This is a genomic window from Kribbella sp. NPDC049174 (genome assembly GCF_043197365.1).
GTDB lineage: Bacteria > Actinomycetota > Actinomycetes > Propionibacteriales > Kribbellaceae > Kribbella.
Genome location: NZ_JBICSZ010000012.1, coordinates 85005 through 108685, shown reverse-complemented (window position 1 = coordinate 108685; position 23681 = coordinate 85005). Strand labels below are relative to the sequence as shown.

At 69.1% G+C, this 23681-nt stretch carries 19 protein-coding genes and 1 pseudogene; 17 read left to right on the top strand and 3 right to left on the bottom strand.

Features of this window, described 5'->3' with window-relative positions; translation table 11 throughout:
- Window positions 1-81 precede the first annotated feature (81 nt).
- The 11 genes from ACGFIF_RS39675 (at window position 82) to ACGFIF_RS39625 (ending at window position 13446) form a co-directional block, all read left to right on the top strand.
- Window positions 82-771 (top strand): MBL fold metallo-hydrolase, encoded by a 690-nt coding sequence (locus ACGFIF_RS39675; RefSeq protein ID WP_393162170.1) that lies wholly within the window; start codon window positions 82-84, stop codon window positions 769-771.
- Complete coding sequence (gene hisS, locus ACGFIF_RS39670) at window positions 768-2099, top strand: histidine--tRNA ligase (protein WP_393162168.1); 1332 nt, start codon at window positions 768-770, stop codon at window positions 2097-2099. The genes ACGFIF_RS39675 and hisS overlap by 4 nt, the downstream gene beginning before the upstream one ends.
- Window positions 2096-3898, top strand: a complete 1803-nt coding sequence (gene aspS, locus ACGFIF_RS39665; protein WP_393162166.1) for an aspartate--tRNA ligase — start codon at window positions 2096-2098, stop codon at window positions 3896-3898. The genes hisS and aspS overlap by 4 nt, the downstream gene beginning before the upstream one ends.
- Window positions 3899-3930: 32 nt before the next feature.
- Complete coding sequence (locus ACGFIF_RS39660; protein WP_393162164.1) at window positions 3931-4602, top strand: GntR family transcriptional regulator; 672 nt, start codon at window positions 3931-3933, stop codon at window positions 4600-4602.
- A 279-nt stretch (window positions 4603-4881) separates the two neighbouring features.
- Window positions 4882-6615 carry an ABC transporter substrate-binding protein gene (locus tag ACGFIF_RS39655; protein ID WP_393162162.1) on the top strand — a complete coding sequence of 578 codons (1734 nt, stop codon included), beginning with the start codon at window positions 4882-4884 and terminating at the stop codon, window positions 6613-6615.
- Window positions 6615-7547, top strand: coding sequence for an ABC transporter permease (locus ACGFIF_RS39650; RefSeq protein ID WP_393162160.1), 933 nt, complete (start codon window positions 6615-6617; stop codon window positions 7545-7547). Before ACGFIF_RS39655 ends, ACGFIF_RS39650 begins: the two co-directional genes overlap by 1 nt.
- Entirely contained in the window at window positions 7544-8500 is a 957-nt protein-coding gene (locus ACGFIF_RS39645) for an ABC transporter permease (protein WP_393162158.1), read from the top strand. The genes ACGFIF_RS39650 and ACGFIF_RS39645 overlap by 4 nt, the downstream gene beginning before the upstream one ends.
- Window positions 8497-10557 carry a dipeptide ABC transporter ATP-binding protein gene (locus tag ACGFIF_RS39640; protein WP_393162156.1) on the top strand — a complete coding sequence of 687 codons (2061 nt, stop codon included), beginning with the start codon at window positions 8497-8499 and terminating at the stop codon, window positions 10555-10557. Before ACGFIF_RS39645 ends, ACGFIF_RS39640 begins: the two co-directional genes overlap by 4 nt.
- A 3-nt stretch (window positions 10558-10560) precedes the next feature.
- Entirely contained in the window at window positions 10561-11499 is a 939-nt protein-coding gene (locus ACGFIF_RS39635; RefSeq protein WP_393162154.1) for an acetamidase/formamidase family protein, read from the top strand.
- Complete coding sequence (locus ACGFIF_RS39630; protein ID WP_393162151.1) at window positions 11496-12503, top strand: alpha/beta fold hydrolase; 1008 nt, start codon at window positions 11496-11498, stop codon at window positions 12501-12503. The genes ACGFIF_RS39635 and ACGFIF_RS39630 overlap by 4 nt, the downstream gene beginning before the upstream one ends.
- Before the next feature lie 10 nt (window positions 12504-12513).
- The gene (locus tag ACGFIF_RS39625) at window positions 12514-13446 is read left to right on the top strand and encodes a proline iminopeptidase-family hydrolase (protein ID WP_393162149.1); all 933 of its coding nucleotides are present in this window, start codon (window positions 12514-12516) and stop codon (window positions 13444-13446) included.
- Window positions 13447-13724: 278 nt separating this feature from the next.
- Here the strand turns inward: ACGFIF_RS39625 and ACGFIF_RS39620 are convergent.
- Together ACGFIF_RS39620 and ACGFIF_RS39615 are read right to left on the bottom strand one after the other, a co-directional pair.
- Window positions 13725-14165: pseudogene (locus tag ACGFIF_RS39620) on the bottom strand (class I SAM-dependent methyltransferase); the annotation flags it as partial.
- A 45-nt stretch (window positions 14166-14210) separates the two neighbouring features.
- Window positions 14211-15524, bottom strand: coding sequence for a DUF2254 domain-containing protein (locus ACGFIF_RS39615; RefSeq protein ID WP_393162147.1), 1314 nt, complete (start codon window positions 15522-15524; stop codon window positions 14211-14213).
- 69 nt (window positions 15525-15593) lie between these two features.
- Between ACGFIF_RS39615 and ACGFIF_RS39610 the strand changes: the two genes are divergently transcribed.
- From ACGFIF_RS39610 to ACGFIF_RS39595, 4 genes are all read left to right on the top strand, one after another.
- The gene (locus ACGFIF_RS39610) at window positions 15594-16061 is read left to right on the top strand and encodes a helix-turn-helix transcriptional regulator (protein WP_393162145.1); all 468 of its coding nucleotides are present in this window, start codon (window positions 15594-15596) and stop codon (window positions 16059-16061) included.
- The gene (locus ACGFIF_RS39605) at window positions 16058-16483 is read left to right on the top strand and encodes a VOC family protein (RefSeq protein ID WP_393162143.1); all 426 of its coding nucleotides are present in this window, start codon (window positions 16058-16060) and stop codon (window positions 16481-16483) included. Before ACGFIF_RS39610 ends, ACGFIF_RS39605 begins: the two co-directional genes overlap by 4 nt.
- Window positions 16484-16504: 21 nt before the next feature.
- The gene (locus ACGFIF_RS39600; RefSeq protein WP_393162140.1) at window positions 16505-16858 is read left to right on the top strand and encodes a GntR family transcriptional regulator; all 354 of its coding nucleotides are present in this window, start codon (window positions 16505-16507) and stop codon (window positions 16856-16858) included.
- A gap of 605 nt (window positions 16859-17463) precedes the next feature.
- Window positions 17464-19488, top strand: a complete 2025-nt coding sequence (locus tag ACGFIF_RS39595; protein ID WP_393162138.1) for a GxGYxYP domain-containing protein — start codon at window positions 17464-17466, stop codon at window positions 19486-19488.
- Window positions 19489-19545: 57 nt separating this feature from the next.
- Here the strand turns inward: ACGFIF_RS39595 and ACGFIF_RS39590 are convergent, their stop codons facing one another.
- Window positions 19546-20148, bottom strand: coding sequence for a hypothetical protein (locus ACGFIF_RS39590; RefSeq protein WP_393162136.1), 603 nt, complete (start codon window positions 20146-20148; stop codon window positions 19546-19548).
- Window positions 20149-20251: 103 nt separating this feature from the next.
- Between ACGFIF_RS39590 and ACGFIF_RS39585 the strand changes: the two genes are divergently transcribed.
- Together ACGFIF_RS39585 and secA2 are read left to right on the top strand one after the other, a co-directional pair.
- A complete protein-coding gene (locus tag ACGFIF_RS39585; RefSeq protein ID WP_393162134.1) occupies window positions 20252-21049 on the top strand; it encodes a GNAT family N-acetyltransferase in 798 nt (265 codons plus the stop codon).
- Between the two features lie 73 nt (window positions 21050-21122).
- Window positions 21123-23627 (top strand): accessory Sec system translocase SecA2, encoded by a 2505-nt coding sequence (gene secA2 / locus ACGFIF_RS39580; protein ID WP_393162132.1) that lies wholly within the window; start codon window positions 21123-21125, stop codon window positions 23625-23627.
- Window positions 23628-23681 lie beyond the last annotated feature (54 nt).

The following is a 23681-nucleotide window of genomic DNA, read 5'->3' as shown; positions in this document are numbered from 1 at the left end:
TTGCGTCACAATCCGGTTCGAACTCACCGGTCCGGCACCGGTAGCCTTGGGTGGTCCCGAACCGTTCCAGGAAGGTCAGTCGTGCTCATCGCCGGGTTCCCCGCGGGGTCGTGGGGTACGAACTGCTACGTCGTCGCCACCGGCCAGGGCGCGGAATGTCTCGTCATCGACCCCGGTCAGGACGCGACCGCGGGTGTCGAGCAGGTGGTCCGGGAGAACAAGCTGAAGCCGGTCGCGGTGCTGCTCACCCACGGTCACATCGACCACATGTTTTCCGTACTTCCGGTCTGCGGGACGTACGACGCGACGGCCTGGATCCACCCCGACGACCGGTACCTGCTGAGCGACCCGATGGCCGGGATCAGCGCGGAGTCGGCCCGGATGCTGCTCGGCGGCAACCACGAGTTCGCCGAGCCCGACGACGTCGCCGAGCTCAAGGACGGCCTGAGTCTGGAGCTGGCCGGCCTGAACCTCACCGTCGACCACACCCCCGGTCACACCCGGGGTTCGGCCACGTTCACCACGCCGTACGACGGGCCGGAAGACGTGCCCGCGATTCTTTTCTCCGGTGACGTGTTGTTCGCCGGGTCGATCGGCCGGACGGATCTGCCAGGCGGCGACCATCCGGCCATGCTGCATACGTTGGCCACCAAGATCCTGCCGATGCGCGACGAGATCGTCGTCCTGCCGGGTCATGGTGGCCAGACCACGATCGGCCGGGAGAAGGCGACCAACCCCTACTTGCAGGACCTGGAGATACCGAAAACATGAGCAAGGTAACCCCACTCAGCGGGTTCCCCGAATTCCTTCCGCAGGACCGGATCGTCGAGCAGCGGTTCCTCGACGTGATCCGGGAGACGTTCGAGCTGCACGGGTTCGCGTCGATCGAGACACGCGCGGTGGAGCCGGTCGAGCGGCTGTCCAACCAGGGCGAGGACGCCGACAAGGAGATCTACGGCGTCCGGCGGCTGGCCGCGGACAGCGACGAGGACGCGGCGCTCGGTCTGCACTTCGACCTGACCGTGCCGTTCGCCCGCTACGTGCTGGAGCACAGCGGCAAGCTGGTGTTCCCGTTCCGCCGCTACCAGATCCAGAAGGTGTGGCGGGGCGAGCGCCCGCAGGAGGGCCGGTACCGCGAGTTCACCCAGGCGGACATCGACATCGTCGACAGTGGTGAGCTGCCGACGCACTACGAGGTCGAGCTGCCGCTGGTGATCGCGGACGCGCTGCGCAAGCTGCCGGTGCCCGAGTTCGTCATCAAGGTGAACAACCGCAAGATCCCGGAGGGCTTCTACCGGGGCCTCGGGCTGGACGACGTCACCACGGTGCTGCGGATTGTCGACAAGATCGACAAGATCGGCCCGGAGAAGGTGGTCGAGCGGCTGGTCGAGGCGGGCGCCACCGACAAGCAGGCGCGGCTGGCCGTGCAGCTGGCGGACATCTCCAGCACGGACACATCGTTCGTGGAGAAGGTCCGGGCGCTCGGCGTGGAGCACGAGATCCTCGACGAGGGGCTCGAGCAGCTCAGCCAGGTGATGGCCGCGGCCGGTGAGCACGCTCCCGGCCTGTTGATGGCCGATCTGCGGATCGCGCGTGGCCTGGACTACTACACCGGCGCGGTCTACGAGATCTACCTCGTCGGCCAGGAGTCGTTCGGGTCGGTCGGGGGCGGCGGCAGGTACGACTCTCTCGCGTCCGACGGCAAGACGACGTACCCCGGTGTGGGGATCTCCATCGGGGTCTCGCGGCTGGTGCACCGGCTGGTGAGCCAGGGGTTGCTGAAGGGCTCCCGCAGTACGCCGACCGCCGTCGTGATCGCGCTGAACGCCGAAGAGGACCGGGCCGAGGCCATGCGGACGGCGGCTCAGCTGCGCAGCCGGGGGATTCCGGTGGAGGTGGCGCCGGCGGCGGCGAAGTTCGGGAAGCAGATCCGGTTCGCGGACCGGCGCGGTATCCCGTTCGTGTGGTTCAGCACCGACAGCGGTCCCGAGGTGAAGGACATTCGCAGCGGCGAGCAGGTCCCCGCCGATCCCGCCACCTGGACGCCGCCCGCCACAGACCTCCTTCCCCGTATCGACACAACCCAGGAGAACCAGTGATCCGTACCCATTCCGCAGGCTCGTTGCGCGCTGAGCACACCGGGCAGACCGTCACCCTGGCCGGCTGGGTGGCGCGGCGGCGTGATCACGGCGGCGTGGCGTTCATCGACCTGCGCGACTCCAGCGGCACCGTCCAGGTGGTCATCCGGGACGAGGAGGTCGCGCACCCGCTGCGGGCTGAGTTCTGCCTGAAGATCACCGGTGAGGTGAGCGCCCGCCCGGAGGGCAACGCGAACCCGAACCTGCCGACCGGCGAGATCGAGGTGATCGCCTCGGACGTCGAGGTGCTCAACGAGGCCGCGCCGCTGCCGTTCCCGGTCGAGGAGCACCACGCGACCCCGGTGAACGAGGAGGTCCGGCTGAAGTACCGGTACCTCGACCTGCGCCGCCAGGGCCCGGGGATGGCGCTGCGCCTGCGCAGCGAGGTCAACAAGGCGGCCCGGGAGGTGCTCGCCAACCATGACTTCGTCGAGATCGAGACGCCGACGCTGACCAAGTCCACCCCGGAGGGCGCCCGCGACTTCCTGGTGCCGGCCCGCCTGCAGCCGGGCTCGTGGTACGCGCTGCCGCAGTCGCCGCAGCTGTTCAAGCAGCTGCTGATGGTGGCCGGGATGGAGCGGTACTACCAGATCGCCCGCTGCTACCGCGACGAGGACTTCCGGGCCGACCGGCAGCCGGAGTTCACCCAGCTCGACGTCGAGATGAGCTTCGTCGACCAGGACGACGTGATCGCGCTGTCCGAGGAGATCCTGACCGCGCTCTGGAAGCTCGTCGGGTACGACATCCAGACGCCGATCCAGCGGATGACGTACGCCGAGGCGATGGCGCGGTTCGGTAGCGACAAGCCGGATCTGCGGATGGGCCTGGAGCTGGTCGAGTGCACCGAGTACTTCAAGGACACGCCGTTCCGGGTGTTCCAGGCGCCGTACGTCGGTGCGGTCGTGATGCCCGGTGGTGCGGACCAGCCGCGTAAGCAGCTGGACGCGTGGCAGGACTGGGCCAAGCAGCGGGGTGCGCGCGGTCTGGCGTACGTGCTGGTCGGTCAGGACGGCGAGCTCGGCGGCCCGGTCGCCAAGAACCTGTCCGAGGAGGAGCGCGCGGGGATCGCCGATCACGTCGGCGCGAAGCCGGGTGACTGCATCTTCTTCGCCGCCGGTCCGGTCAAGTCGTCGCGGGCGCTGCTCGGTGCGGCCCGGCTGGAGATCGGCCGTCGTGGCGGTCTGATCGACGAGTCGGCCTGGTCATTCGTGTGGGTCGTCGACGCGCCGCTGTTCGAGCCGGCCGACGAGGCGACCGCCGCGGGTGACGTCGCGGTCGGTTCCGGCGCGTGGACCGCCGTACACCACGCCTTCACGTCGCCGAAGCCGGACTCGCTGGACACGTTCGACACCGACCCGGCGTCAGCGCTGGCGTACGCCTACGACATCGTCTGCAACGGCAACGAGATCGGCGGCGGGTCGATCCGTATCCACCGCGAGGACGTGCAGAAGCGGGTGTTCCAGGTGATGGGGCTGACCGACGAGGAGGCGACCGAGAAGTTCGGCTTCCTGCTCGACGCGTTCAAGTTCGGCGCACCGCCGCACGGCGGGATCGCGTTCGGCTGGGACCGGATCACCGCGCTGCTGGCCGGGACCGAGTCGATCCGCGACGTGATCGCCTTCCCGAAGTCCGGCGGTGGGTTCGACCCGCTGACGGCCGCGCCGGCGCCGATCACGCCGGAGCAGCGCAAGGAGGCCGGCGTCGACGCCAAGCCGGGCAAGTCCGACGCTCCGGGCAGTGTCGGCGGCAATAACGGCTGAACCGGTTTGGCGGTTCGTATACAGTCAACCCGGTGACCTCCAACCCGGTTCTTGTCGGAGACGGCCATCTGCCGCTGCGCGACGTGGTCGCCGCAGAACTGCGCCGGCTGATCCTGGACGGTTCGCTGCAACCGGGCGAACGGCTCGTCGAGGATCGGCTGGCCCAGCAGCTCGGCGTCTCGCGCAACCCGATCCGGGAGGCGATGCGGGTGCTGGAGGCCGAGGGCTTTCTCGACGTGGTCGCCCGGCGCGGGGCGTTCGTGGCGAAGCTGTCGGCCCGCCAGGCCGACGACCTGTTCCATGTCCGGCTCGCGCTGGAGCCGTTGGGAGCCCGCCTGGCCGCCTCGGTCGAGGAGCCCCAAACCGCTTTGTTGCAACGGGCCTGGGAGATCCTGGCCATGGTCCGCGACTCCGGGCCGGACCAGGATCTCGACACCCTGTCGACCGTGCACACCGAGCTGCACTCGCTGGTATTCGAGATGACCCGCAACAGCTACCTGATCGCCATCGCGATCCCGATGGTGAAGCGCGGCCAGTGGCTGCTCCGGCAGAGTGCGCCGCTGCAGAACCCGGCCGCGTGGACCGAGCATTACGGCCTGATCGAAGCCATCGAGGCCGGTGACGCCGACCTCGCCGAGGCGGCCGCCCGCCACCACGTGCTGAGCGTGCGGAGTTCACTGCGGCCCCGGCTCGATCGCGCCTGAGCCCACCTCAGGCGCCGCGAGACCCGCAATCTGTATACGAAACGATCTCGACGGTCTCCACTCGCGACGACCGATTCCTCTGTTGGGCCGGCCCATGGCCGGAAGTTTTGCTGCCCTCCCCGCCATGGATCCCTGTGTTTCAAGGAAACAAGCGCAGGGTGGCCACCGCTCCACAGCGGGAGACGAAACTGTCACGTGGCGGATCGGAAATATGCCCGTAGCACAGACCGTATACAACATACGGAAGAGCTTGGCCTGTCACCTCGAGGAGCACCTCTCATGGACCACCACCCCCATCGCTCCACCATCGCGGCCTCCACCACCGCGGTCTCCACCGCCAGGGCCACCACCACCGCGGCCTTCGGCATCGCCGGCCGCCGTCCGATCTCGCGCCGCCGGCTGCTGGGGCTGGGCGGCGGCCTCGCCGCCGGGGTCGGCTTCGCCCCGGTGCTGTCCGCCTGCAGCGCCGACGACGCCACCACGACCGCCGCGGTCTCGTCCAGTGGCGGGACGCTGACGATGGGCATCAACGCCACACCCGACACGCTCGACCCCGGCGCCACCGGTCTGGCGCTGACCCTGCTGATCTCGTTCGCGCTGTTCGACCCGCTCGTCTATTGGCTGCCTGACGGCAACGGCGGCAGCGCCTTCCACCCGGGCCTGGCCGAGTCCTGGACGATCTCGCCCGACGCCTCGGTCTACACCTTCAAGCTGCGCAAGGGCGTGACGTTCCACGACGGCACCCCGTTCAACGCCGCCGCGGTGAAGGCGACGTACGACCACGTGGTCGACCCGCGGACGAAGTCCAAGAGCGGGCTGGGGGCGCTCGGGCCGTACCGCGAGACGAAGGTGCTCGACGACTACACCGTGCAGATCGTCTTCACCGAGCCGAACGCGTCGTTCCTGCACCAGCAGGCGGCCGGGAACTTCGGTATCTCGTCGCCGGCCGCGCTGACCAAGTACGGACCGACCGGCTTCGGCAACCACCCGGTCGGCACCGGGCCGTTCACGTTCGAGAGCTACCAGACCGGCAGCCAGCTCACGCTGCTGAAGAACCCGAAATACACCTGGGGGCCGAAGGCGCTCGGCGACGGGCCGGCCAAGCTCGACAAGCTGGTCTTCCGGATCGTCACCGACGACAGCGGCCGCTACAACGCGCTGCAGAGCGGTCAGCTGCAGATCGCCATGAACCTGCCGCCGAACAACATCTCCGCCGCCCAGAAGTCCGGCAGGTACCAGCAACTGCTGGTGCCCTCGATCGGCACCCCGCTCGGGATGCCGATCAACGTGGCCAAGGCGCCGACCGACGACCCGCTGGTCCGGCAGGCGATCCTGTCCGCGGTCGACCAGGACGCGATGGTCAAGAGCGTGCTGTACGACGTCTACAAGCCGGCCCACAACGTGCTGACCCCGATCACCCCCGGGTACAGCGAGGCGGCGAGCAAGATCTACTCCTACGACCCGGACAAGGCGGCAGCGCTGCTCGACCGGGCCGGCTGGTCCGTCGGTGACGGTGGTACCCGGACAAAGAACGGCCAGAAGCTCACCCTGGACATCATCTTGTTCAGCGGGGGAGGCCTGGAGCTGCCGACCCAGTTCATCGTCTCGCAGCTGCAGAAGGTCGGCTTCAGCGCGACCACGTCGGTCCAGCCGTTCGCCACCGCGCAGGCCAGCTTCAACTCCGGCGTGCACAACCTCGGGTCGTTCGGCTACTACGGCGCCGACCCGTACCTGCTCAACATCTGGGTCAACTCCAACGCGATCGAGTCGGGCTTCAACTGGTCCCACTACAACAACCCGGCGATCGACACGATGATCGCCAGGGCCAACGCCACCGCGGCCGAGGCCGCCCGAAACAACGTTTACCAGCAGGTCGGCACGAAGCTGATGCAGGACTCGATGTACCTGCCTCTGTGGGATGTCGCGGGTGCGTTCACGCTGTCGCCGAAGGTGAGGAACCTGCACCAGACCCTCAACGGCTACCTGGCGTTCCACAGCGCCACCGTCGGCTGATGACGCTGTTCGTCGTGCGCCGGCTCGGCGCCGCGGTCCCGGTCGTGCTGGGCATCACAGTGATCGCGTTCATCTTGGTGCACGTCGTTCCGGGCGACCCGGCCAAGGTGATCCTGTACGGCGCGAATGCTTCCCCGGAGCAGATCGCCGCGCTGCGCCAGCAACTCGGGCTCGACCTCCCGCTGTGGCGCCAGTACGCCGACTTCGCCGGCCAGTTGCTGCGCGGCGATCTCGGCACGTCGTTCCTGACCCAGAACTCGGTGGTCTTCGAACTGCTCTCCCGGGCTCCGAGCACACTGGTCCTGACGGCGGCGTCGATGCTGGTGGCGGTCGTCATCGGGGTCCCGCTCGGTCTGGTCGCGGGGATGCGGCCCGGCTCGGCGCTGGACACGCTGGCTCGCTGGATCTCGTTCGCCGGGGTGGCGGTGCCGTACTTCTTCCTGGCTCTGCTGCTGGTGCTGGTGTTCAGCGTCAAGCTCCAGTGGTTCTCCGCGATCGACGACGGAACGGCGAAGGCCCTGGTGCTGCCGGCGGTCTCGCTCGGCTGGGGCTACGCCGCAATCCTGACCCGGCTCGTCCGCGGCCGGGTGATCGAGGAGCTGCGCAGCGACTACGTGAAGGCGGCCCGGGCCAGAGGCAGCGGCGACCTGCGGGTGCTGCTGCGGCAGGTGCTGCGCAACTCGTCGGTGCCGGCGGTCACCACCATCGGCCTGCAGTTTGGCAACATCCTGACCGGTGCCGCGATCACCGAGGTGATCTTCGGCCGCGCCGGCCTCGGCAGCTTCCTGGCCACGTCGATCACCAGCAAGAACATCCCGGTCGTGCAGGGCGCGGTCGTGGTCATCGGCGTCTCCTACGTCCTGATCAACCTTGGCGTCGACCTGCTCGTCGGCGCGATCGACCCCCGCACCCGTCAGGAGGCCCGAGGATGACGACCGACCCTCTGAGCCTGAGCCCGGCCGTCGTGCCGGGGCGGACGGCGATGTCCGCCACCGGTTCCATCAAGGGGCTGAAGGCAACCATCGCACGTACCACGCTGCTGCTGGCGGTGCTCCTCGTCGTCATCCCCCTGGCCGTACCCGGCCTGCTGGCGCATGTCAGCCCGGTTGCCACCAGCGACGCGAACCTGCAGGGCCCCAGCGCTAGTCACCTGTTCGGCACCGACCTGCTCGGCCGCGACGTCCTCAGCCGCACCGTGTACGGCGCTCGCCCGGTGCTGCTGGCCAGCCTGCTCGGGGTTCTGCTTGCCACGGCGGCCGGTGTCGCTATCGGGGTTTTGGGCGGAGTCGCTCCGAGGCTGGTCAACGCACTGGTGATGCGGCTGGTCGACGTGTTCCTGGCCCTGCCGGTGCTGCTGATCGCACTGATCCTGATCGCGACCGCTGGATCCGGCGTCCGCAGCATCGTGCTCGCCATCGGCATCGCCTTCACGCCCGGCTTCGCCCGTGTGGTGGAGTCCTCGGTCCGTCGCTTGCGCAAGGCGGAGTACGTCGAGGCGGCGCGTGTCTTCGGGTCGACCACCATCCGCACGTCCTGGCGGCACCTGATCCCCAATCTGCTCACGGAGGTGGTCGTGCTCGGCAGCAGCGCGATCGGCTGGGGCGTGCTGACGGCGACGACGCTGAGCTTCCTCGGCCTCGGCGTCCGGCTGCCGGCACCCGACTGGGGCAGCGACCTGGCCGCCGGTGCGACGAACCTGGCCGACGCCTGGTGGCTGTCGACCTTTCCCGGACTGGCCATCATGGCCACGATCCTGCTGGCCAACTTCGCCGGCGACCACCTGATGCGGGTGCTCGACCCGCGCGAGGGCGTGCGGTTCGGTGGCCTGTTCCGGCTGGTCGCCGCCCGGCGGTCCGCCACCCGTGACGGAGGAGACGACTCATGAGCCTGCTCGAGGTCATCGGCCTGCGGACCGAGATCGACACCCGGCAGGGCCGGATCCGTCCGGTCGACGGGGTGAGCTTTTCCGTCGAGGCGGGCCAGACCCTCGGCCTGGTCGGGGAGTCCGGGTGCGGCAAGACCATGACCGGGCTGTCGATCCTGCGGCTGCTGCCGCCCGGCGGAGCCGTCACCGGCGGCTCCGTCCGCCTTGACGGCGAGGAGCTGACCGGCTTGGACGAGCCCGCGATGCGCCGGTTGCGCGGCAGCCGGATGGCGATGATCTTCCAGGACCCGATGACCTCGCTGAACCCGGTCCGTACGATCGGCAGCCAGTTGCGTGAGGCGTACCGGATCCACGTCGGCGGCAGCCGGGCGGCGGCGACCGCGCGGGCCACCGAGGTGCTCGGACTGGTCGGCATGTCGCGGCCACGGGAACGGCTGAGTGACTACCCGCACCAGCTGTCCGGCGGGATGCGGCAGCGGGTGATGATCGCGCTCGGCCTGATGTGCGAACCGAAGCTGCTGATCGCCGACGAGCCGACCACTGCGCTGGACGTGTCGATCCAGGCCCAGATCCTGACCCTGATCGACGACCTGAAGTCGCAGTTGTCCATGGGAGTGCTGCTGGTCACCCACGACATGGGAGTGATCGCCGAGTACGCCGACCGGGTGGCGGTGATGTACGGCGGCCGGATGGTCGAGCAGGCCGGTGTCCAGGAGTTGTTCGAGGCACCTCGGCATCGCTACACGAAGGCCTTGCTCGCTGCGATGCCGACGCTGGAGCTGGACCGCGGCGCCGAGTTGGCCACCATTCCCGGAGCACCGCCGAAGCTGCTGGACCTCGCGCCGCAGTGCCGCTTCGCGCCGCGCTGCGCGTTCGCGCAGGACGACTGCCGCGGTACCGACCCGGCCCTGGTCGAGGTGACACCGGGCAACGATCACCTGCACGCGTGTTTCCATCCCGCCGCCGAGTCCCCGGCGCGGTCCGAGCCGGAGGTACGGCGGGTGCGGACCGGAGCCGAGCCTCGGACGAGTGAGACCCTGGTCCAGCTCTTCGACGTGCACAAGAGGTTCGGGCTGAAGTCGCAGCGGCCGTTCGGGCCCAGGAGGGCGGTGCACGCTGTGTCCGGGGTGACATTGACCATCGGGGCCGGTGAGACGCTCGGCATCGTGGGGGAGTCGGGCTGCGGCAAGACCACGATCGGCCGGATGCTGGTCGGGCTCGAACGTCCGAGCAGCGGCTCGGTCACCTTCGACGGCCGCGACCTGACCGCCCAGAGCCCGGCCGTACGACGGCGTCGCCGGCGGGACCTGCAGATGATGTTCCAGGACTCCGCGGCCGCCCTGGACCCGCGGATGACGGTCGCCGCGCTGATCGAGGAACCACTGGTTGCCCAGGGGGTCGGCACGCGCCGCGACAGGCGCGACACCGTGCGCGAACTGCTGGACGCGGTGGGCCTACCGCCCGAAGCCGCGCAGCGCTACCCGCACGAGTTCTCCGGTGGGCAGCGGCAGCGGATCGCAATGGCCCGGGCGCTGGCGCTGCGCCCGCGGGTGATCGTGGCCGACGAGCCGGTGTCCGCACTCGACGTCTCGGTCCAGGCGCAGATCCTGAACCTGATGCGCTCGCTGCAGGACCGGTACGGCCAGACGTACGTGGTGATCTCGCACGACCTGTCGCTGCTGAAGTACCTGGCCGACCGGATCGGCGTGATGTACCTCGGCCGGCTGGTCGAGCTGGGGCCGAGCGAGGACGTCTACGGCGCGCCCCGGCACCCGTATACGGCGGGACTGATCAAGGCGATCCCGTTGCCACCAGCTGCCAAGGCCGACCAGCCCGAGTCAGGTCAGGAGCAGTCAGGACCGGTGCGGTCCGTGGGACTCGGCGGCGAGCTGCCGTCCGCGATCGATCCGCCGAGCGGCTGCCACTTCCGGACCCGTTGTCCACTGGCCACCGCGCGCTGCGCCGCGGAAGCACCGGCGCTCACCGCCGGCGGCGGCCTGCACGCGGTGGCCTGCCACCACCCCCTGACCACCGAACTCCTGACACCGGCGAGGTAGCGGATGACCATCCAGGACACCACCCACAGGCTCGACCCCACCCCGCGGACGACTGTCGACGTGTTCACCGCGGACCGTGCACCGGTGCTGACCGTCGACCCGGGCGACACCCTCGTCGTACGGTCGCTGGACGCCTCCGGCTACCTCGAGCCGCAGACTACGCCCGGGGAGAAGCAGCCGACGATGTTCGCCGAGTCGCGCGGGCACTGCCTGACCGGACCGATCGCGGTGCGGGGTGCGCGGCCGGGCGACCTGCTGGCAGTGCGGCTCCTGTCGCTGACCCCGGATCCGTGGGGCTGGACCGTCGCCGGTGCGCTCGAGTCCCCGATCACCGAACGACTCGGGATCACCGGGCAGCCGCCGTCCTGGCTGCTGTGGGATCTGGACGCCGAGGCCGGCACGGGGACCTGCAACGGCGGCTTCAGCCGGCAACTGGCGCCCTTTCTGGGCGTGATCGGCGTCGCTCCGCAGGCCACCGGCGAGCACTCGACCATCCCGCCCCGCACGGTCGGCGGCGGCAACATCGACTGCAAGGAACTCGTCGCCGGGTCGACGCTCTACCTGCCGGTCGCCGTCGCCGAGGCGATGCTCAGCCTCGGCGACGGGCACGCGGCCCAGGGCGACGGCGAGGTCGGCGGGACCGCGATCGAGTGCCCGATGACCACCACCTTGGCGCTGGACCTGGTCCGCGAGGAGCCGCCGTTGCGGTCGATCCACGCGGAAACCCCGGCGGGACGGATCACCTTCGGATTCGACCCCGATCTCGATGTCGCGATGGGCGACGCGCTGGACGCGATGGTGTGCTGGCTGGAGGTGATCCTCGACGTGGACAAGAGCACCGCCCTGGCCCTTGCCAGCACCGCCGTCGATCTCAGGATCACCCAGGTCGCGAACCAGACCTGGGGCGTGCATGCCGTACTGCCGACCGGAGTACTGGTGTGACGGCCTGGCCGGTGAAGACCGGGGTGTTCGCGCTGGGGGACCTGCCGGTGGAACGCGGCGGCGTGATCCGCGACGCCCGGCTGGCCTGGCAGACTCACGGCACGCTGGCGCCGAGCCGGGACAATGTGATCGTCTATCCCTGCAGTTACGGCGCGACGCACGAGACGCAGGACTGGCTGATCGGGCCCGACGGGGTGCTCGACCCGGAGCGCTGGTTCGTGGTGATTCCGGACATGTTCGGCAACGGGTTGTCGTCGAGCCCGTCCACCGACCCGGACTACCCCACGCTGGTGACGATGGCGGACAACGTGCATGCGCAGTACCGGCTGCTCACTGAGGCCTTCGGCATCACCCAGGCGCACGCGGCGTACGGGTTCTCGATGGGCGCCGGCCAGGCCTACCACTGGGCGGCGCTCTACCCGGACGTCGTCCAGCGGGCGATCGTCGTGTGCGGCAGCGCCCGTACGTCGCTGCACAACCGGGTCTTCCTGTCCGGGCTGCTCCGCATCCTGGAGGCGGCGCCGGAACACCTCGGCGACGGGCGGTTCGGCGCGGAGCCGGTCGCGGCGAAGAAGGCCTTCGCGCACGTGTACGCCGGCTGGGGGCTGAGCCAGGAGTTCTATCGCGCCCGGCTGTTCGAGACCCTCGGCTTCGCTGATCTGGACACCTTCCTGCAGGTTGACTGGGTCGACCGGTTCGCGGAGGGACGCGCGGCCGACCAGTACGCCCAGGCCCTGACCTGGCTGGCGGCCGACATCAGCACCCCGTACGACAGTGACCTGGACGCCGCGCTCGCGGCGATCACGGCCCGGGTCCTGCTGGTGCCTTCGGCAACCGATCTCTACTTCCGGACGGCCGACAACGAGCTGGAGTTGGCCGCGTTGCGCAAGGCGGAGCTGGCCGAGATCCCGAGCGTGTGGGGTCACCGGGCCGGATCACCGCGCGACATCCCGGACGACCTCGCCTTCCTCCGCCGGCACGTACGCGGCTGGCTCGCCGACTGAAAGGACAACCATGAGCATCGCCGACTCGTCCTACCGCATTCTGCCGCCCACGCTGGACGGGCGGATCCCGTTCGCCGACGGTGAGACCTGGTTCCGCGTCACCGGTGACCTGTCCAGTGGCGTTACGCCGTTGGTCGTCGCGCACGGCGGTCCCGGCGCCACGCACCAGTATCTGCTGTCACTGACCGCCTTTGCGGATCCAGATGGGCCTGCGCGGCCGGTCGTGCACTACGACCAGTTGGGCTGCGGGAACTCGACGCACTTGCCCGACGCCGACCCGTCGTACTGGACCGTCGAACTGTTTCTGGCCGAGCTGGACAACCTGGTCACGCTGCTCGGGATCGCCGACAACTACCACTTGCTGGGCCAGTCGTGGGGTGGCATGCTCGCCGCGGAACACGCCGTACGGCGTCCTGCCGGGCTGAGACGGCTCGTCATCGCGAACTCGCCGGCGTCGATGCCGTTGTGGCTGGAGGCGGCCGCCTCGTTGCGGGCCGGACTCCCTCCGGTGATCGACCAGACCCTCCGGTCGCACGAGGAGGCCGGGACCACCGACTCCCCGGAGTACGAGGCCGCGATGACGACGTTCTACGACCGGCAAGTCTGCCGGGTGGTGCCGAACCCGCCCGAGGTACGCGCGGCGTTCGCGGCACTGGAGGAGGACCCGACGGTCTATCACACGATGAACGGGCCGAGTGAGTTCCACGTGGTCGGCAGTCTGCGCGACTGGAGCATCGTGGACCGGCTGGCGAACATCGACGTGCCGACGCTGGTGATCTCAGGGGTGTACGACGAGGCGGCACCGGTCACCGTGATTCCGTACGCGAAGCTGATCCCGGACGTCCGCTGGGAAGTGTTCGAGTACTCCAGCCACATGCCGCACGTCGAGGAGCACAGCCTGTACGTCTCGATGGTCGAGTCCTTCCTGCGCGGCCGGGACTGACTCGAAAGGCTCGAGCTCACCCGCACCCAGTTCGAAGCCCTCGCGGTCAGCTGAGCCGGGCGCGCACCCAGGTCTGGTCGGGGGTGAGGTAGTCGGTCAGCGTCAGGCCGGCCTGGGTGAGCTGGGCAGTCAGCTGGTCCTCGGACAGGTTCTGGGCGAGGATCCGTTGCGACCAGGTGCGGCCGTCGACGGTGTGGCTGAGGGTCGCGGCCTGGATGTTGCCGGGCAGGTGCTCGACATCGGAGATGACGAAGCGCCGGTTTGCCGTTCTCCCGGACGGTGGGAGCCTGGATCATTCCGGGCATCTGCTGCTGGAGCAGCACCGTGCCGCCGGGGCGGACGTGGTGCGCGCAGGTCCGCAGCAGCCGCAGGCGTTCCTCGTCGTCGGCGACGTTGATCAGGAACGACATCATCAGTACGACGTCGAAGCGGCGGTCGAGCCGGAGGTCGCCGATCGTCGAGCAGATCGTCTCGGTCTCGGAAATCCGGGCGACCATCTCCGGCGACTCGTCGACCGCGACCACCTGGTGGCCGAGGGCAAGTAACGGCCGGGTGATCCGGCCGGTGCCGCAGCCGAGTTCGAGGATGCTGCTGCCGGGCTCGATCGCCGCGTTGATGATCTCGTCCTCGCCGGAGACCGGCGCGACTTCGTACAGCTCGACAGCGCTGCCGTCCGGAGTGTGTGGTCCCGGCCCATCCCCACCTTGTCCGACTCTCATCCCGGCAGCTTCCCCGGCTACTGAGCCGGTCGCCAGGCTTTCGGTTCACACCGAAAGATCCCGAGCAGTCAGGTCGTCGAGGACCCGGTCGGCGTGCTCGCGGACGACGACGAAATCAGCGGGCTGGACGATGGCGCGCTGGGCGTCGGCCATCAGCAGCTTGACCTGGTCGACCACGAGTCGCCGGCCAGTGTCGTCGGTGCAGAACTGGCCGGTGCTGTGCAGGGTCCGGAGTTGCGCGCGGACGACTCTCGGCTCGGCCTTGCCATACCGCCGTACCTGACCACAGGCCAGATCGAGGTAGTACTCGAGGTCCCGACCCGGTACGACGACGCGCAGGGCGCCGGTCTCGTCGCGTAGCAATTGGCTGCCGAGCTCACGCCCGGCCAGCGTGGCGAGGACGACCGACAGGTGCTCGATCGCCTGGATCGAGGTGTACGGATCGTTGATCGCGGCCGACAATGCCTTGACCGCGATGTCCGCGAGTTGCCGAACACCGAACGCGACGTCCTGCTCGGCGGTCCGCTCGAAACCGATCCGGATGGAGTCCCGCGCGGCCGCCGCGAGCCGGTCCAGTGGCGGTGGCGGACCGGCCGGGTCCTGCCACACCTGCACGAGTGCGGAGCCGGCGATGATGTGCTCGCCGACCATGCGCGTGATTGACGCGGTCACCCCGGTGGCCGTCGCGGCTGCGACCAGAGCCTCGGGATGGATCGTCTGCAGATAGCCGGAGCGGTACGCCGGTACGTTGACAGCCCACTCAGGTGGTACCGGCCGGGGCTCGGTGGTCACGCCAATCGTCGGCAGGTCACGGGCGATGACCTGCAGCGTGGTGCGCTCGACCTTGCGCATGACTTCGTCGATCTGGATCGAGTGGGTCAGGTGATGGACGAAGAACACCAGCATCAGCAGGCTGACGAAGAGCAGCAGCAACGCGACGGTGACCGCCAGCCTCGGGTACTGGTCGGTCCGGACGCCGGCCTTCACACCGACCGTGTAGAGACCGGCGCTGCTGTAGACGAAGGTCGCCACGAAGACGCTCAGCACGAACTGGTTGACCCGGTCCCGCAGGAAGTTGCGGAGCAGCCGCGGGGAGAACTGGGTGGAGGCGAGCTGGAGCGCCACGACGGTGAGGCCGAGGACCAGCGCGATCACGGTGGCCATCGTGCTGGCGATCGCGATCAGCAGGGTCCGGGCGTCGTCGGCGGTGCCCTGGAACAGGAAGCGGTCCCGCCACGACCCCGGCGCCACCTCGATGAACGACAGACCCGAGCCCGCGATCAGGGCGATCACCACCGCCACCGATGGCATCGCCCAGAGGGCTCCGCGCAGGTACTCACTCGCCGCTTCCCGCCGCACGCCGACCTCCCCTCCCTGTGGTCAGGGTCGCGCCCGGCCCTGCACCGGTCAACGGTCTAGGCTCGGAGGGTGGCGGGCAGCGTACCGGTTGAGTTGCTGGCGCATCTGCGGCGTGCGCGGGATGTTGCTGATCGCAACTATGCGGAGCCGCTCGACCTGGCCGGACTGGCGGCCGCGGCCGGGGTGTCGAAGTACCACTTCCTGCGCTGTTTCGCGGCGGAGTACGGCGAGACGCCGATGCAGTACGTGACGCGGCGCCGGATCGAGCGGGCCACCGACCTGCTCCGGGCGACCAACCTGACGGTGACCGAGGTCTGCGGGCTGGTCGGGTACAGCAGTCTCGGGTCGTTCTCGCAGCGATTCACCGAGTTGGTCGGGATGAGCCCGTCGGCGTACCAGCGAACCCAGGCCGGTGCACGGATCCCGGGATGCTTCGTGTTCATGCTCGGGCTGAACTCCGCAATTCCGGAGAAGCCGGCCGAGCAGGCCGGGGCCTACCGTCGTACCGACGACGACACAATCGAGGAGGGGCCGTGATCAGCAACGTCAGTCTGGTGACCGTCTACGTCAACGACATCGACGACGCGAAGGCGTTCTACACCGGCAAACTGGGTTTCGTGCTCAAGGAGGACATCAACCTCGGCGACTTCCGCTGGTGCACCGTGTACCAGGCCGACCACCCCGAGCTGCGGCTGGCGCTGATGCTGCCCGGGCCGCCGCTGGACGAGGAAGCCGCGGACGTGATCCGGCGCAGCCTGGCCAAGGGATCGATGCACGGGTTCGGGATCGCCACCGACGACTGCCACAAGACGTTCCAGGAGCTGGTCGCCAGGGGCGTCGAGTACATCCAGGAACCGTCCGACCGCCCGTACGGCGTGGAGGCGGTACTGCGCGACAACTCCGGCAACTGGCTCGTCCTGGTCGAGGAGAAGCCGTACAGCCCGGAGGACTTCGCCTGACAGGTACGGCATGCTGACCGGATGGACATTTCAGTCGATCCGGTCGGGGTGACCCCGCCGTACGAACAGGTGCGGGCGCAGATCGAGGCGTTGATCCGGTCCGGCGAGCTGGCGAGGGGCACGCGGCTGCCGACTGTGCGGCAGTTGTCGCTGGATCTCGGGTTGGCGGTGAACACGGTGGCGCGGGCCTACAAAGAGCTCGAGGCGGACCGGCTGGTGGAGACCCGCGGGCGGAACGGGACGTTCGTGCTGGCGTCACGCAGTCAGGTGGACGACGAGGAAACCCGGAAGGCGGCCGTCGTTTTCGCGCGGACTGCTCGGCGGGCGGGGATCAGCTTTGCGGAGGCTACGGAGATTTTGCAGCGGGTGTGGTGATTGGGTCTTTCCCACGCGTGCTGCGCCGTCGCTCCTTCGTCGCGCCGGCTACGCGCGCTCCCGCCCGCCCCCGGCTTGGCGCCGGTGTGTCTTCTTGCCGGCTGCCACCGGCGGTGTGCGGGCTGCCGCCCTCGGTGTGCGGGGCTTATCGCCCGCGTTCGAGTGCTCGGCTGGCGTCCGTTCGCAGGCGGTCTGCGGGCCTATCGCCCGCGCACTAGTCGATCGCGGTCGCCGGACCAGGGTCGCCCCCGGACGGACGCCGGCCAAGCAATCGAACGCGCGCGACGGAGGAGCGCGACACGCGGGCGACAGCCCGCAAGAAACCGTGGGGCGACAGCCCGCAAACCGTCGGGCGGAAGCCCGGCAAGAAGTCACACCGGCGACAAGCCCGGGGGGCGGGCGGGAGCGCGCGTAGCCGGCGCGACGAAGGAGCGACTGCGTAGCACGCGTGGGAGAGACAACCCCACTCCCCAGAATCACCCTGCCCCGGAAACGATTCCAAAATACCTTCGTCAACGTTGTAACGAACTATGTACACGCTGTCCTGACATTGCTAACCTCCCCGCTGATTTGACATCGATGTCAGCGACAGGGGAGTGGTCACGATGGTCTCGAGACGAACGTTCCTGGCGGGCAGTGGTGCGGTGACGGCGGGTGGGTTCGGGGTCTTCCAGGCCCTGCCCGCGGCTGCTTCCGACAACGCTGCCAATGCTGCCAATGCTCCGGCCGGTGCGACCCGGCTGCTGCCGGCCTTCGGCCGGCCGGGGCGCTTGCACTGGGGCGATGTGAGCAAGCTGAGCGGTGGGGACCAGACCCTGCTGACCACCTTGCAAGGCGTCGTCAACCGCACCAAGCCCGAGCTCTACTTCCTCTACTCACCCGGCACTCCGGACGGTCCCGACGCCAAGTGGCTCGCGGACATGCGGCTGCCCACCACGCGGTACGACGACCCGCTCGACCTGATCGCGAAGTTCCGGCACCGGGTCCGTGGCGCGATCGTCCACGATCCCGCCGTACCGGATTCCCTGAACGTCGCCACCACTCTGGCCGGTCTGGAGGATGCGGTCGTCGCCGACGCCGACCAGGTCAAGGCGCACGGGCTGCGGATCGTGAAGGACCTGCGCGGCGTCTTCGACAACGACCGGGTGAAGACGTACCGCTGGCAGTTGGACAACCTGTTCCCGCGCTGCAACCAGAAGCTGCTCACCGGCCTCCCGCCGACGATGGTGGTCCAGGCCGAGAACGTCGAGTGGCAGGAGATCGCCCGCGAGACGCGGCAGATCCGCGACTCGTCGAACCGCGGCAGCTACGACCTCGACGTCTCCGCCAAGCTCGGCGACGACGGGGTGTACGTCCGGTTCGGCGACTCGTTCGGCGACGACGGCTGGGGTGCGTCGATCCTCTCGGTGTCGGTGAAGGCCAACGGCACCGAGATCGCCCGGTTCCTCCCGGACACACCGGAGGAGGCGCCGTACCTGTTCGAGGGCGCGAACTCGTCGATCGGCGGCGAGGGCAACCGGTTCGCCGACGGCGGGAACTACTGGATCTACCGCTTCGCTCCGCCGGCCGGTACGACGAGCCTGGTGGTGACCGTGGAGATGTGGAACCAGTACCTGGTCACCGCCACCGATACCGCGCCGACCCGGGTCGAACCGTTCCCATACTTCCGTGACTACGTGGTGGCGACCAAGGCCCTGGTGAGTTGGCTGCCGCCCAACGGCCCGACCGGCGAGTTGCTGACCGAGCACTTCGACAAGGTCGGCCCGACCACGCCGTACGCGGGCTGGTTCTCCAACGACGTCGCCGGGGAGTGGAGCGGTGTCGACCTCGCGTCCCAGGGCGGCTCGCAGGTGATCCCCGCGGACTTCTACATGAACGGCACCGTGCATTCCGGGTTCGTCGCGCCGATCTCGGACAAGGTCCGTAAGGTGCGGCGAATCGAGCCGAAGAACAAGGTGTACGTCACGCTGACCTTCGGCGAGGGTGACAACGTCCAGTACTGCCAGCGGCGGATGCGCGACATGTGGGACGACCCGCGCCGCGGCGAGGCGATGGTCAACTGGACGATCAGCCCGCTGCTTGCCGAGATCGGTCCCGGCCTGTTCAGCTACTTCCAGCGGACCGCGACCGCCAACGACCTGCTGATCTGTGGGCCGTCCGGCGCCGGCTACACCTACCCGGGCTCGTGGCCGGCCGATCAGTTGACCGCGTACCTCAAGCTGTCCGGTTCGTTCATGCGCCGTACCGGCATGGATCTCGTCTACGCCTACAACCATCGGGATGCGAACGGCTGGGTCGCGTTCCCGGAGGAGATCGCTCAGGGATACAACGACCACACCCCGCTCCAGGGCATCATCCAGTCCTGGGAGGGCGGCGACCTGCTGGTCAAACGCGGCGGCCTGCCGATCATCGGGAACTTCGGCGCGCCCGGGAAAGCCGCTGAGTACAAGGCCGCCCTGGACGCGCACATCGCCGACTGGGACGGCGCGAGCCCGCGCTTCATCGCCTGCGGGATCAACGCCTGGGGCTGGATGCCGTCCGACATCGCCGACCTGGCGCCGCTGTTGACGGACCCGTTCGAACTGGTCCTCGGCAACACCTTCTTCGACCTGCTGAACCGAGTCCTGTAGGACGAAGTGCGGTCGCCCGGTGGGGATGCCGGGCGACCGCGGGGGTGGGGGTCTGGGTTACCAGCGGTGGGCGACGTCGATGACGAGGCGGGTGCTGGAGCCCGGGCCGGCCAGGGTGAAGACGCGGAACGGAAGGCGGGCGCGGACACCCAGACCGATCGTGGTCTGGCCTTCGAAGCTGCCGGCGTACGCGACCTGCCGGAAGGTGCTGTAACCGGCGACGTTGCTCAGTTCGCTCCCCTTTGCCGGCTTGTACGTCGACCGACCGGCAGCGTCGTACGCCGGGGCGCGGACGACGAGTTGCAGCTTCGCGCCACCGCGCAGCGGGACGAGGAAGCCCGCGCCGTCGGTGTAGACGTTGTTGACGTAGCGGACGTCGTACCCGGGGGCACGGCCGCGGATGTCGACGACGAGCCGGTCGAAGCAGGCGTGCCGGCCGGTGCGGACGGCGGTCACCGGTGCCGGTGTCATCCGGCTGTTTGCCTCAGGCAACGACCCCCAGCCGCGTGGGCAGGAGGTGCCGGCGACGGTGGCGGTCGAGACGGTGGAGGGGGCGGAGGATGAGCCGACGACGGCTGGTGCGGCGATCGCTGCTGCCGGGATGGCCATGATGGCGAAGGCGGCGATGATCGTCTTGCGTGAGATGTGGTGGATGTTCATGATGTTCCCCCCTTTGAGGACACTTACTTGGACGACACCAGTTGCCAACTGGTTTGCCGTCGAGCCTGGTGATTTCTGGTAGTCGGTCAGGCACGATGTGCAGATGACCCCTGATGAGCTGCTCGAGGTGTTCCACCGCCGGATCCGGCTGCCCGACGCCGACACGATCCCGGGCTGGAAGACCGAGCACGACGGCCTGGTGCACCGGTCGTACGTCGAAGGACCGGACGGCGCCGGGTTCGTCGAGACCCCGCGCGGCCTCGGCGACGACCCGGATGCGGTGATCGCGGCCGAGGTCGCCTTCTTCCGCGACCGCGGGCTGCCGTTCGAGTGGAAGACCTACGCGTACGACGAGCCCGCCGACCTCGGTGACCGGCTGGTCCGGGCCGGGTTCAGCGCGGAGGAGCCGGAGACGCTGATCCTCGGCGAGATCGACGCGATCCTGGCCCGACCGTCCGCGCTGCCGTCGAAGGTGCGGCTGCGGGAGGCCGACGGCCCGGCCGACTACCACCGGATCGCCGTACTGATGGACACGCTGTGGCACAACGGGCTGGCGCGGATCGAGGAGCGGCTGGCGGCCGAGGCGCGGATGTTCCCGGACCGGTTGTCGGTGTTCCTGGTCGAGGATGCGCTGAAGGGACCGGACGGGCCGGCGCTGACCGCGGCGTGGGTGCGGTTCCACCCGGGGACGGGGTTCGCCAGCCTGTGGGGTGGCGGGACGCTGCCGGAGTGGCGGCGGCAGGGGTTGTACAGCGCGGTCCTGGCGCACCGGGCCCGGCTGGCGAAGGAGCGCGGGTACGAGTTCCTCCGCGTGGACGCGTCCGAGGACTCCCGCCCGATCCTGCAGAAACTGGGCCTGCACGCGGTCACGACCACCACGCCGTACGAGTGGACGCCGTGACACCGCAGGGACATCCGGGGAAACGCTGACCTGATGCACGGAACGACTCCGTGAGGCTGTACGTTGCGGAATCATGGCACTGAAGATCGCGTCTCGTTTCCGCCGGCTGCTGCAGCGCCCCGGTTCGATCGATCTCGGCCCGTACGAGCGGCTCACCCAGCTGGTCGGCGAGGCCGAGGAATCGGTCCAGTCCCTGACCGACGAAGAGCTCACCGAGGCGGTCGCCGAGTTGCGCACCACCGGTGGGCTGCACGAGGACGAGCAGATCGAGTTCCTCGCCCTGGCCCGGGAGGCGGGCCACCGCGCGATCGGCGAGCGCGCGTTCGACGGACAGGTCGTCGGTGCGCTGGCGATGCTGCAGGGCCGGGTCGTGGAGATGGCGACCGGTGAGGGCAAGACGCTGGCCGGTGCGTTCGCCGCCGCCGGGTACGCGATCGGCGGCCGCAAGGTCCAGGTGCTCGCGGTCAACGACTACCTGGCCCGCCGCGACGCCGACTGGATGGGCCCGGTGTACGAGCTGCTCGGCGTGAGCGTGTCGCACATCGGCCAGGCGTCCACACCGGAGGAACGGCGTACCGCGTACCAGGCGGACGTCTGTTACGCGCCGGTGAGCGAGATCGGGTTCGACATCCTGCGCGACCGGCTCGTCACCGATGTGGCCGACCGGGTCACGGTGACGCCGGACGTGGCGCTGGTCGACGAGGCTGACTCGGTGCTGATCGACGAAGCCCGGGTGCCGCTGGTGCTGGCCGGCGCGACGCGGACCGAGGAGCTGGACGACGACGTCGTACAGCTGGTTCGGACGCTGCGCGCGGGCGTGGACTACGAGATCGACGGCGACGGCCGGACGGTCGCGCTGACCGACCGCGGGACCGACAAGGTCGAGGAGACCCTCGGCGGGATCAACCTGTACGAGGACGACCACCTCGACCGGCTGACCCAGATCAACGTCGCGCTGCACGCCGAGGTGCTGCTGCGCAAGGACGTCGACTACCTGGTCCGCGACGGCAAGGTCAGCCTGATCAACAACAACCGCGGCCGGATCGCCAAGCTGCAGCGATGGCCCGACGGTCTGCAGGCGGCGGTCGAGGCCAAGGAGGCCGTGCCGGTCAGCGACTCCGGTGAGGTGCTGGACAGCATCACCGTGCAGGCACTGATCATGGGCTACAAGACGCTCTGCGGCATGACCGGTACGGCGGTTGTCGTCGGGGAGTCGCTGCAGGAGTTCTACGAGGTCGAGGTGGCCGTCGTACCGCCGAACAAGCCGAACATCCGGATCGACGACCCGGACCGGCTGTACCTGACCGTCGAGCAGAAGAACGCCGCGCTGGTCGAGCACATCGCCGAGGTGCACGAGACCGGGCGGCCGATCCTGATCGGCACCCACAGCGTCGAGGAGTCGGAGCAGCTGAGCGACCGGCTCGAGGCGGCCGAGATCCCGCACGTCGTCCTGAACGCGAAGAACGACGCCGAGGAGGCCGCGATCATCGCCGAGGCCGGTGTGCCGGGGACGGTGACCGTGTCGACGCAGATGGCCGGTCGCGGTACCGACATCCGCCTCGGTGGGCGGGACGAGTCGCACGACAAGGACAAGGCCATCGAGCTCGGCGGCCTCTACGTGGTCGGGACGGGTCTGCACGCGTCGCGGCGGCTGGACGACCAGCTGCGTGGACGCGCCGGCCGGCAGGGTGACCCGGGCGGGTCGCTGTTCTTCGCCAGCCTCGCGGACGAGCTGGTGACGAGGTACTCCGTTTCGTCGGGTCTCCGGCCGAACCCGGACGAGAGCGGGCGGCTCACGGACCGCAAGTCGCTCGGGGTGCTCGAGCACGCCCAGCGGGTCGCGGACGGCGCCAACGCGGAGCTGCACCGGACGACGTGGTCGTACCACCGGCTGACCGGTCAGCAGCGCGCGATCCTGCTCGACACCCGCGAGAAGGTTCTGACCGAGGACCTGGCCGCGACCGAGCTGTCCGAGAAGGCCAAGGAGCGGTACGACGAACTGGTCGAGGAGCTCGGCGAGGAGACGGTGAAGGACGCGGTACGGCGGATCGCGCTGCACCACCTGGACCGGCGCTGGACGGACCACCTGGCGTACCTGGCCGATCTGCGGGAGGGCATCCACCTGCGGTCGCTGGCCGGCGGGATCGTGCACCTGAAGCCGATCGACGAGTTCAACAAGTCCGCGATCGCGTCGTTCGACAGCCTGATCGCGGACGCATGGACCGATGCGGCCGAGACGTTCAAGACGGCCGAGATCACCGCGGACGGTCTCGATGAGGCGGCCAGTGGAGTGCCGCGGCCGACGGCGACCTGGACGTACCTGATCAACGACAACCCGTTCGGCACCGAGGCCGACCGCATCCTCGGCCGCCTCCGCAACGCCATCAAGCCCGAGTCGGCCGCCCAGTCCGAGGAGATCCCCGCCGAGCAGTTCGACGAGGCAGACCTCCCCGAGGAACTCCGCGACCTGGACGACGAAGACCTCCCGGAAGAACTCCGCGAGGCGGACGACAACCTCCCGGAGGAACTCCGCGACGCGGACGACGACGAGGACGAGGACAACCGCAAGACGAAGTAGCCAACCCCACCTGGTCAGCGTCCGGGGCGGCTGTCGGTGGGGCTGGATAGGCTT

What these genes read in the sequence shown, in the direction of transcription:
- ACGFIF_RS39595 (WP_393162138.1), top strand. Translation starts at nt 17,464, where the DNA reads ATGGTCTCGAGACGAACGTTCCTGGCGGGCAGTGGTGCGGTGACGGCG.
- ACGFIF_RS39625 (WP_393162149.1), top strand. Translation starts at nt 12,514, where the DNA reads ATGAGCATCGCCGACTCGTCCTACCGCATTCTGCCGCCCACGCTGGAC.
- ACGFIF_RS39655 (WP_393162162.1), top strand. Translation starts at nt 4,882, where the DNA reads ATGGACCACCACCCCCATCGCTCCACCATCGCGGCCTCCACCACCGCG.
- ACGFIF_RS39650 (WP_393162160.1), top strand. Translation starts at nt 6,615, where the DNA reads ATGACGCTGTTCGTCGTGCGCCGGCTCGGCGCCGCGGTCCCGGTCGTG.
- ACGFIF_RS39635 (WP_393162154.1), top strand. Translation starts at nt 10,561, where the DNA reads ATGACCATCCAGGACACCACCCACAGGCTCGACCCCACCCCGCGGACG.
- ACGFIF_RS39585 (WP_393162134.1), top strand. Translation starts at nt 20,252, where the DNA reads ATGACCCCTGATGAGCTGCTCGAGGTGTTCCACCGCCGGATCCGGCTG.
- ACGFIF_RS39600 (WP_393162140.1), top strand. Translation starts at nt 16,505, where the DNA reads ATGGACATTTCAGTCGATCCGGTCGGGGTGACCCCGCCGTACGAACAG.
- ACGFIF_RS39640 (WP_393162156.1), top strand. Translation starts at nt 8,497, where the DNA reads ATGAGCCTGCTCGAGGTCATCGGCCTGCGGACCGAGATCGACACCCGG.
- ACGFIF_RS39590 (WP_393162136.1), bottom strand. Translation starts at nt 20,148, where the DNA reads ATGAACATCCACCACATCTCACGCAAGACGATCATCGCCGCCTTCGCC.
- secA2 (WP_393162132.1), top strand. Translation starts at nt 21,123, where the DNA reads ATGGCACTGAAGATCGCGTCTCGTTTCCGCCGGCTGCTGCAGCGCCCC.
- ACGFIF_RS39645 (WP_393162158.1), top strand. Translation starts at nt 7,544, where the DNA reads ATGACGACCGACCCTCTGAGCCTGAGCCCGGCCGTCGTGCCGGGGCGG.
- hisS (WP_393162168.1), top strand. Translation starts at nt 768, where the DNA reads ATGAGCAAGGTAACCCCACTCAGCGGGTTCCCCGAATTCCTTCCGCAG.